At 39.0% G+C, this 9,256-nt stretch carries 9 protein-coding genes; 4 read left to right on the top strand and 5 right to left on the bottom strand.

The annotated features are described in order from the left end of the window. Positions 1 to 191: 191 nt before the first annotated feature. Positions 192 to 752: a YkoP family protein gene (locus CUU66_RS10085; protein ID WP_101641689.1), complete on the top strand. Its 561-nt coding sequence runs from the start codon at positions 192 to 194 to the stop codon at positions 750 to 752. 37 nt (positions 753 to 789) lie between these two features. Here CUU66_RS10085 and CUU66_RS10080 read toward each other — a convergent pair whose 3' ends face one another. Continuing rightward, positions 790 to 1,638 (bottom strand): metallophosphoesterase, encoded by an 849-nt coding sequence (locus CUU66_RS10080; RefSeq protein WP_101641687.1) that lies wholly within the window; start codon positions 1,636 to 1,638, stop codon positions 790 to 792. Between the two features lie 150 nt (positions 1,639 to 1,788). Between CUU66_RS10080 and CUU66_RS10075 the strand changes: the two genes are divergently transcribed. Further along, positions 1,789 to 2,919 carry an MGDG synthase family glycosyltransferase gene (locus tag CUU66_RS10075; protein WP_101641685.1) on the top strand — a complete coding sequence of 377 codons (1,131 nt, stop codon included), beginning with the start codon at positions 1,789 to 1,791 and terminating at the stop codon, positions 2,917 to 2,919. A 63-nt stretch (positions 2,920 to 2,982) separates the two neighbouring features. On the opposite strand, the gene CUU66_RS10070 is transcribed toward CUU66_RS10075, so the two are convergent. Further along, positions 2,983 to 3,525 (bottom strand): YtxH domain-containing protein, encoded by a 543-nt coding sequence (locus CUU66_RS10070; protein WP_180955236.1) that lies wholly within the window; start codon positions 3,523 to 3,525, stop codon positions 2,983 to 2,985. Positions 3,526 to 3,728: 203 nt separating this feature from the next. Here CUU66_RS10070 and CUU66_RS10065 point away from each other — a divergent pair, with 203 nt between their 5' ends. Further along, positions 3,729 to 4,583 carry a YihY/virulence factor BrkB family protein gene (locus CUU66_RS10065; protein ID WP_101641682.1) on the top strand — a complete coding sequence of 285 codons (855 nt, stop codon included), beginning with the start codon at positions 3,729 to 3,731 and terminating at the stop codon, positions 4,581 to 4,583. Between the two features lie 419 nt (positions 4,584 to 5,002). Here the strand turns inward: CUU66_RS10065 and CUU66_RS10060 are convergent, their stop codons facing one another. Beyond that, complete coding sequence (locus CUU66_RS10060) at positions 5,003 to 6,397, bottom strand: aldehyde dehydrogenase (protein WP_101641680.1); 1,395 nt, start codon at positions 6,395 to 6,397, stop codon at positions 5,003 to 5,005. A 330-nt stretch (positions 6,398 to 6,727) separates the two neighbouring features. Between CUU66_RS10060 and CUU66_RS10055 the strand changes: the two genes are divergently transcribed. Beyond that, positions 6,728 to 7,663, top strand: a complete 936-nt coding sequence (locus CUU66_RS10055; RefSeq protein ID WP_101641678.1) for an aldo/keto reductase — start codon at positions 6,728 to 6,730, stop codon at positions 7,661 to 7,663. Between the two features lie 59 nt (positions 7,664 to 7,722). On the opposite strand, the gene CUU66_RS10050 is transcribed toward CUU66_RS10055, so the two are convergent. Next, positions 7,723 to 8,634 (bottom strand): HD domain-containing phosphohydrolase, encoded by a 912-nt coding sequence (locus CUU66_RS10050; RefSeq protein ID WP_101641676.1) that lies wholly within the window; start codon positions 8,632 to 8,634, stop codon positions 7,723 to 7,725. A gap of 81 nt (positions 8,635 to 8,715) precedes the next feature. Further along, a complete protein-coding gene (locus CUU66_RS10045; protein WP_101641673.1) occupies positions 8,716 to 9,171 on the bottom strand; it encodes a hypothetical protein in 456 nt (151 codons plus the stop codon). Between the last annotated feature and the right edge of the window lie 85 nt (positions 9,172 to 9,256).

Here is a 9,256-nt window from a genome sequence, read left to right as displayed (position 1 = left end):
GCTTTTGGATGGATCTTTTCTTGAAAAGCACCGTCCTCCGCTTTTCGATCAGGTGAGACCCCGCAGGCGAAGCTGAGGAGGCTCACCGCCCGCCCCGCGGAAAGCGAGCATGCCTTGTGCTCCAATCAACCTCTTGTTCAATAGCAACAAAGTTTGAGAAAACAGCCAAAATTAAACAAAGGAAGAAGACGATGAGAGGATATATTTTATCAATCTGGAGTGTTTTGGACCCCGTTTATTTTCGATTTACCAGGCTGACTTATCTCTTGGATATCCATAATAGTAATAATATTTTCAGAGTAAGACTCACCCGGTATAAAGGAAAAGATGTGACTCTGTCGGATGGAACCATTATAAGAAAGAATGATATCCTTGTAAAAATCCATTTGCATAATGTGAGGCTTCTCACAGAAATGAGAACAGTCAAAACGGACATCGTCAGAGCCAGAATGATCTATCAGAGTGTACGAAGATCTTTGCCGGGCATTGAACGTTACATCGGAAATCATGAGCGTTCAAGTCACATAAAAGGAATCATCGGCATTACATCTTTAAATAAAGCGTGCAGCCGTCTCGGCTTTGATGTTGAAGATATTTCCCATCCAATCTATAAGTGGATGAAATGGGCAACCTTTCTTCCCATTATGTTCTTATCTTCTACAGTTTCTAACAAGGGTAGAAGTCTGCTCAAGGAAAGCCCTAGTTATTTATTTATGTCAAAGGAAAAATTAACACGCTTATATGGAAATTAGGTATGTATAGGGGGCTGTTAACAAAAGTTAACAGTCCTTAAATCGCTGTGGTTTCTACTTTAACTGCAGCTTTTACTGGCATCTGATGGATCGTGATTTCAGGACGGCTGCCTACACGTATATTCACACCTGTCTGCCCAAGCCCTTCGTTTATATAAAATGGCTTGCCATCCTGTTCATGAAGTCCTTTGATCATCTTCATTTTAACCAATTTCCCCATTTTCGCTAAGTGATAGGCTTTAGGATAGCAAATCTGGCCTCCGTGAAAATGGCCTGCTAATAAATAATCGAAATGGAAGTCTTGCATTTCAAGCACTATATTAGGGTCATGCGTAATAACTAAAGATGACCCCCCCGCTATACCTTGATAGGATGCTGCAATGTTGCTTCTTTGAGTGCTGAAGTCATCAATTCCTATGATATTAAACGGCCTTCCTTCTATATCCACCACTCTGTTTTCATTACGGAGAACGGTGCAATTAAACTCCTCAAGAGTTGAAATTAAGCGATCGAGATTTTCATTCTTCAATACATAGTCGTGGTTGCCTAAAACAGCATAAATTCCATATTTCGGGCCTAAATCATTGAGTACTTTTAGATAAGGGGCTAACTTGGGGATGGTCCGTTTACGGTCGAGGAAATCGCCGGTAAGTGCAATTAAATCTATTGGTTCTTCTTCTAAGTGATTATATAATTCTTCTGGAGATATCGATATATGTTCAAGATGCAAATCAGACAGCTGCAGAACAGTTAGAGCAGAATCTATTTCAGCAGATCCGTTCTGGGATTCAAGCTGAATGCGGTTGATTGCAATATCCTTGGTGTTCTTATAGGCAATCTGAATACCGATGCATACGAGCAGGACTGCTATTAAGATAGGTACCATCTGTATCACTCCTTCACTTCATTATAAATGACAAAAGCGAGGTACTAATCCGGTAATTCATGGTATGGAAATGGAAACATTTAATGAGGTTAGCAGACATGGATCAACACAAAAAATAATAGAAAATCGCATTCTAACGGAGAGATTCACTTGGCCTATAACCCTGCATCCAAAAAGATATTATTTTTGCCGTTTTTACAGATTCCTTCCGGCCACCATCAGGTTGCTGCTGCATTAATGGAGACTATTAATAAGGAGATCGAAACTGAGAAAGTGGACCTTTTGTCTTATAGTTATGGGAAATTAGAGAAGTTCATATCTGCCATTTATTTAAAATGGATACATTCCTTTCCCTCTTTGTACAACCTGATCTATAAATTTTCGGTCTGCCAGAACAGGAGTCAATCCAAAAGATTTCCTTTATATGAAATCTTATTTATGCCTTTTATGAAGCGGCTGTTAAAAGAATCAAACCCAGATTTTATTATTTGCACGCACGCTCTTCCTTCTTACCTTCTTAATCAAATAAAAGAAAGGCACGGCTTGAAAGTTCCTGTTCTAAACATTTATACAGATTATTTCATTCATGATATCTGGGGAATCAAGCACATTGACCACCATTTTGTACCGAGCGAAATTCAGAAACAGTTTTTGCTGAAACTTGGAGTCAGGGCTGAGCAGATTTATCTAACGGGAATCCCGGTCCATCTGGATATTAGAGAGAGCTCTAATGTCATGTTTGCCCCAGTTAATCCAGCACTTCTCAATATCCTTGTCAGCGGAGGCAGTCTGGGAGCAGGAGAATTAGAAAAACTGATAAATAAACTTCAGGAATGCAGCGCTGCTCATTTTTATGTTCTATGCGGGAAAAATAAAGGCCTTTACAAAAAACTTTCCGAACGGAAATGGTCAAATATCTTTCCACTGGAGTATATTTCTTGCAGAAAAAAGATGAATGCACTGTACGAATCAATGGATGCTGTAATTTCTAAGCCTGGGGGAGTTACAGTCAGTGAATGCCTGCATAAAAGAAAACCAATGTTTGTTTATCATTCTCTTCCTGGCCAAGAAAAAATCAATGTGGAAAACCTCAAAAAACTCGGGCTGGTTTTTTCTATGGAAAACTGGAAGAAGCTTTCATCCATTGAAAACGAGCTGCAAAATATCCTTAAAGACCCTGTACAATTTAACAGCTTTCATAATCGTGTAGATTTTTATCACGAACAGCTTCATCCACACCATCCTTCGAAAATCGTTGAGGATTTGCTTGTAAAGAGATGACTAATAGCCAGTTTTTTGCACAAAAAAAGAGCAGAACGCTTATTCTGCTCTTTTCATACTATATTAGTTTAACCGTCCTGTATTTGGAGAGTTCAATTGGCCTGTATTATATCCGTTTGAGGTTGTCCCATAAGCAGAATTTGTTTCACCTTCAAGCGATTTAGTACCTGTTGGAACTGGGATGGAACCTGTTAATTTTTGTCCAGCTTCAGCTACTTTTGATGTGATGCCCTTAATATCTTCTGTTGCTTCTTTAGCCGCGTACAGAGTATCATTTGTGATGCTCTTTACATTGTTCACCTTACCGAATACCTCTTTGTTAACCATCTCATATAAATCCTGTGCCTCTGTAATAGCTTCCTTAAGAGAATTAGAAGCGGCTTTGAATCGCTGCATCATTTGTTCCTTGATTTCACCTGGATTTTCTTTTACTTGTGCAAACATATCAACCGAAGAATCCTTTAAGTCTACAGCTGTTGTTTTTACTTTTTTTCTAGTCTGTGAATCCAATAGAGACAACGCACCTCCTATAATTCCGCCGATGATAAGGCCTCTAAGCATTAAGTTATTGTTCTTCTCGTTAACGACCACTGATTGTTGTTTCATGTTAATTCCTCCTTAAAAGGTAACTTGTTTGTGATATATGTTGTTTTCCCCCGTGTATTAAAGTTTAAACACTAAACAAATTCTTCTTGCATGGACAATCAAATTTAAGCCTTAAAATGGTTACTCTGTATGTTAATCGGGAAAAAGGGACTCAAAGAGAACTAATTGTGTTCCTTATTATGTAAGCCAGGAGATGATGTCTAATGAAGCACCTGTTTTCTTTTGGAAAGAAACTGGGCAAAGAAATGAAAGATGACAGAGCAACGGGGCTGGCAGCTGAACAATCCTATTATTATATGCTGGCACTCTTCCCAATGCTGATTCTTTTATTATCCATAGTTCCTTATTTAAATATTGATCCACAGAAAGCCATTAAAGTCATGGGAACTCTCATGCCATCCGAAACAACCTCTATTTTCAAAGACAATGTAGTAAAAATCGTAAGCGAACGAAACGGCGGCCTCTTAACATTCGGTATACTAGGCACATTATGGTCCGCCTCAAATGGAATCAACGCTTTTATCCATTCAATGAATATTGCATTTGATGTAAATGAAACCAGAAGCTTTATAAAACAGCGGCTGATATCAATCCTCCTCACATTAGGACTTATAGTTGCATTTGTCGTGGCACTTGTTTTGCCCGTTTTCGGAAATGTACTATATGATATCATTGATTCCATCCTGCCTTTACCTGCAGAAATGGAGATTTTATTTAAGGTGCTGCGCTGGATTGTTGCCATTTGCGTAATGATCGTTGTTCTTGCCTTTCTTTATAAAATGGCGCCAAACAAACATTATCCCTTTAAACAGGTACTGCCCGGCGCTATCACAGCAACCGTAGTCTGGCAGCTGATTTCGTTAGGCTTCTCCTTTTATGTCAGCAACTTCGGCAACTATTCTTCCACATACGGCAGTCTTGGTGGAGTCATTGTATTAATGTTATGGCTTTACCTGACAGGCCTTGCACTTGTATTAGGAGGAGAAATTAACGCTATACTGCACCGTGGAAGCACTATAAAAATTAAGACAGGGAAAAACCCAACCGTTACTGGGTGACAAAGACAGACAGATTAGTTATCCTGAGATAATGGATCTGAGAGCACCCATTCCAATTTTGGAATGGGTGCTTTATATAATTAGTTAACTATTTGGATTGGTGTGTGGGTATAATACAAAGTAGAATGTTTACATAATATTATTATAGAATTCTATTTTGTCTGGTTGGATCGGAGCACCCTGACTTCCACATATAAGAGCGGGATAGCCACATAAACATACTGTTTAGCCACATAAAGAGCAGTTTATGCCACTTAAACCTCCGTATTACCCACATAAATATACCTGTTAAATTTTAGCCGACGCACAAACCTTATCAGTGATGAAGATTTGGGAAATGGGGGACTGTCCCCAATCAATCAACCAAAAAACCCTTGCGCCGCAAAGGTTTTTTCTTCTGGGAAATAGGGGACTGTCCCCTATTTTAACAGTTTTCGCATGATTTTTAGGCCGCTCCGGGCTGATGGGTATTTGAATGAGAAGTCGAATTTGTTGGTTTGTTTTAGGATGCTTTTGTAATGGGAGAAGGTTTGGAAGCTGCTCATTCCGTGGTAGCTTCCTATCCCGCTTTCTCCCACTCCCCCAAATGGCAGGTATGGAGTCGCTATATGCATCAATGTGTCGTTGATGGAGCCGCCTCCGAATGAGATGCTGCCGGTAATTTGGTCCTCGACTGCACTGCTATCTGTAAAAAGGTATAAAGCCAGCGGTTTTGGCCGCTTGTTAATGGAAGATATGACCTCATCCAGGCTGCTGTATTCTAATACAGGAAAAATAGGTCCAAAGATTTCTTCCTGCATAACAGGCGAATCCCAATCAACGTCATCCATAATTGTGGGTGCTATTTTCAATGTGCCTTCGTCATATTCCCCGCCTGTTAGAATACGGCCATTACCCAGATAGCCCTGAAGCCGGTTAAAGTGAAAAGAATTGACGATTTTCCCATAACTGTCATGAGTAACCGGGCTGTCCCCGTAAAATTCTCTGATTATTAGCTTCATCGCATCGATTAATTCTTCTTTGATTTCCTTATGAACGAATAGATAATCAGGCGCTATACAGGTTTGGCCGGCATTTGTAAACTTCCCAAAGATAATTCTTTTTGCCGCCAGCTTTACGTTCGCATCTTTATGTACAATACATGGACTTTTCCCGCCCAATTCAAGAGTAACCGGGATAAGCCGTCTTGAAGCAGCTTCCATGACTGCCTTCCCTACGTTTACGCTGCCTGTAAAGAAAATATAATCCGTATCCAGCTTTAATAATGACTGGCTTGTTTTAACTCCGCCTTCAACTACAGCTATATACTCAACCGGAAAAGCAGAACGGATTAAATCGCTGATTACTTTTGAGACATGTGGCGTAAGTTCAGAAGGCTTAATGATGGCTGTGTTGCCAGCAGCTATGGCCCCAATGAGAGGCGAAAGAGCTAATTGGATGGGATAGTTCCACGGAGCAATGATAAGCGCAGTACCATAAGGCTCGGGTATGATATATCCCCTTGACCCAAAGTGAGTTAAGGCCGTCTTCACTTTTTTTGCTTTTGTCCATTTCCGGACATTTTTTAAAGTGAAATCAATCTCTGAATACAAGATCCCAATCTCAGTAAGGTAGGATTCAAATTCCGATTTATTCAAATCCTCTTTTAGAGCAGCAAAAATTTCCTGCTCGTAGCTTTTTATCTGCCCTTTTAACTTTTTTAACTGATCAATACGAAAATCAATCGATTTAGTCGATTGTTTATTTAAATAGTCCTTCTGCCTTTTTAGGATTTCTTCCATTTCATTCTGTGTTGTTTCCTTCAATATGGACATTATGTCATCCTCACCTCTTTCTTTTAAAGTGAAATGAGATACTCGTACGTTTTATTTTATTAAAAATAATGTTTTCTATCAGTTCCTTAGTTCATTCACAAATAAAACATGCAGTTTGAAGTAAAAAGCTACATTTAAAAATACTTTCTTCTGTCTCTCTATTATGTTCTAATATCTTGTATCAATATTAGTATAAATAGCTTCAGCACATAATCCAAAAGGTATTCTTTCCGACGTAAAAGGTAAAGGAATATTTATCAAGCTGACTATTTTATTTTTCTATCCAAAGTTCGTTAGAATGGAAGTAATCTACATAAAGGAGATGTTCACATGGCAGATCAAGTACAAATCGGAAAAACCGGTATCTATGTTAATCCAATCGGCATAGGCACAAATGCAGTCGGCGGACATAATATCTACCCTAACCTGAGTGAAGAAACTGGGAAGCAGGTAGTAAGGACCGCCATTCAAGAAGGAATTAATTTCTTGGATACTGCTTATATTTATGGCCCTGAGCGTTCAGAAGAACTAATTGGTGAAGTACTGAAAGAAACGAATAACCGTGATAAAGTGGTCATAGCCACAAAAGGTGCACACAAATTTTCAGACGGCAAGATCGTGATGGATAACTCTCCTGCCTTTTTAAAAAGTGCTGTTGAAGGATCCCTCAAACGTCTGGGAACCGACTATATAGACTTATTTTACATCCATTTTCCTGATGAACATACACCAAAGGACGAAGCAGTCGGGGCACTAAAGAGACTTAAAGACGAAGGAAAAATACGATCCATCGGAGTTTCGAATTTCTCCCTGGAGCAATTACAAGAAGCAAATAAAGATGGCTATGTAGATGTTTTACAATCCGAGTATAATCTGTTCAAGCGGCAGGCTGAACAAGATCTGCTTCCATATACAGCTGAGAATGGCATTTCTTTCATTCCCTATTTTCCGCTGGCTGCAGGATTACTGGGCGGAAGATATACAAAAGATACAAAATTTGAAGATGGACGGGCAAAAAATCCAATGTTCCAGGGAGAAGCCTTTATCCGGAATCTTGCAAAAGTAGAACAAGTACGCCAAATAGCTGAAGAAAAAGGCGCAGATACCGCTCACGTGGTTCTGGCCTGGTACCTGACCCGCGACTCGATCGACGTTTTAATACCAGGGGCCAAAAAGCCAGAACAAGTTCTGAATAACTTAAAAACATTGAATGTGAAGCTGACTGAAGAAGAAAGCAGAAAGATAAGCGAAATTTTTCAAGCATAGCTAAACAAAGAACCAGCAAAGACTTCAAATGAAGTATTGCTGGTTCATATATTTACAAGCTATTTTTTTATTTTACCCTCTTCTATTAAAACTGCTTCAAAAGCTGCTACAACCTCTTCATCATAATGACTGCCTATCATGCTTTTAATTTCATCCAAAGCATATTGAGCTGTAAAGGCCTTTCTATATGCCCGATCTTCAGTCATTGCATCGAATGTATCGGCTACAGCGATGATTTTAGATTCAAATAGAATTTCCTCAGACTTTAGACCGTAGGGATAGCCTGAGCCATTTAGCCTTTCATGATGTTGTTCGATGATTTTTGTAACTTTGCCGCTATAAATATGTTTTACCATATCCACACTGTCTACAGGATGTTTTTTTATAATTTCAAATTCTTCCTTAGTTAACCGGCCAGGTTTGTTTAAGATTTCTTCAGGAACATGTACTTTCCCAACGTCATGGAAGCTGGCAGCTAAATATAGCGAGTGAAGCGGCTCATTTGAAAGATTAAGCTGTTTAGCAATTTGTACTGAATATTTTGCCACACGATCGCTATGTAATGATGTGTATCTATCTTTTTCTTCTACCTTTGACACAAGTTCTTTCAGGATATTAATTTCGTCACTAACATTGGAATATGATTGTTCGGTAGTAATCCATAGAAAGGTAACATCAGTTTTGGCGGTAAAATGAACCGGTTCAGTTAGTCCCCTAACTTCAAAATAATCTCCGGCTTGGAGAACAATTGCTTCCTTGTTAAGTTCGCCTTCCATTTTGCCATTAAGAATATAGACAAACTCTGTAACTCCAGTACTGTCACCGGCGTACAGGTAAAACATACGGTCTTTATAAATGGTCTGCTGCATAATTTCCAAACCACTATTGCTGCTTAATAGCCTTAATTCGGTAGTTCCTAATAGAACCCTTTCAATAAAGTCTCCGTTTTTCCTTATTTGTAGCCCTTCCATTTTATCCGACTCCTATAAGTTTAAAACGAGTCCTAATTTAATAGAACTCGTTCTTTTTATGTATATATGGTTACTCTTGGTTTATTCCCACCCAATAACTCTTATAGGATCAACCCAAACAGCACGGTCGGCAATCTCTACAAGCTTCCATTCGCACTGCCCATAAACTCCATATTCCGCTGCTTTTTCAATACCCTCGTTTGTCAGTTCAACTGCTGTGTCCTGAAGCTTTACAATCAGTTCATCTAACTCAGCATTATAGTTCTGTGTCTCTTCTGTAATTTTCACTTCTTTTTCAGCATCTGTCAAAGCTGCATCATTTTGCAGGTTGCTGACTTTTTCAAGATGTTCAGATTGCAAAGCAGCACTTTTTTCTACTGCCTCAGAAATTAAATAATCGATAGCTGCGTTAGCTTCTTCAATAATTTGTAAACCCTTGGAAATATCGGTTTGTTGGTCTTCACTCGCGAACGCCATGGATCCAAAAGACAATGTGAATAACATAGCGAATACAAATACTAAACTTCTTTTTAACATAATCTGCCCCCTAATGATTATCAAAAATGTTCAAGTTGGCTGACTTTCCATTTCAGACAATTTCTGCTCATTTTTGATTTTTTTC

Origin of the sequence: Peribacillus deserti (assembly GCF_002863585.1) — a bacterium.
In the GTDB taxonomy this organism is placed as follows: domain Bacteria; phylum Bacillota; class Bacilli; order Bacillales; family DSM-1321; genus Paraperibacillus; species Paraperibacillus deserti_A.
This window is presented reverse-complemented; position numbering and strand designations above follow the sequence as displayed.

What these genes read in the sequence shown, in the direction of transcription:
- CUU66_RS10085 (WP_101641689.1), top strand. Translation starts at nt 192, where the DNA reads ATGAGAGGATATATTTTATCAATCTGGAGTGTTTTGGACCCCGTTTAT.
- CUU66_RS10080 (WP_101641687.1), bottom strand. Translation starts at nt 1,638, where the DNA reads ATGGTACCTATCTTAATAGCAGTCCTGCTCGTATGCATCGGTATTCAG.
- CUU66_RS10070 (WP_180955236.1), bottom strand. Translation starts at nt 3,525, where the DNA reads ATGAAACAACAATCAGTGGTCGTTAACGAGAAGAACAATAACTTAATG.
- CUU66_RS10065 (WP_101641682.1), top strand. Translation starts at nt 3,729, where the DNA reads ATGAAGCACCTGTTTTCTTTTGGAAAGAAACTGGGCAAAGAAATGAAA.
- CUU66_RS10060 (WP_101641680.1), bottom strand. Translation starts at nt 6,397, where the DNA reads ATGTCCATATTGAAGGAAACAACACAGAATGAAATGGAAGAAATCCTA.
- CUU66_RS10055 (WP_101641678.1), top strand. Translation starts at nt 6,728, where the DNA reads ATGGCAGATCAAGTACAAATCGGAAAAACCGGTATCTATGTTAATCCA.
- CUU66_RS10050 (WP_101641676.1), bottom strand. Translation starts at nt 8,634, where the DNA reads ATGGAAGGGCTACAAATAAGGAAAAACGGAGACTTTATTGAAAGGGTT.
- CUU66_RS10045 (WP_101641673.1), bottom strand. Translation starts at nt 9,171, where the DNA reads ATGTTAAAAAGAAGTTTAGTATTTGTATTCGCTATGTTATTCACATTG.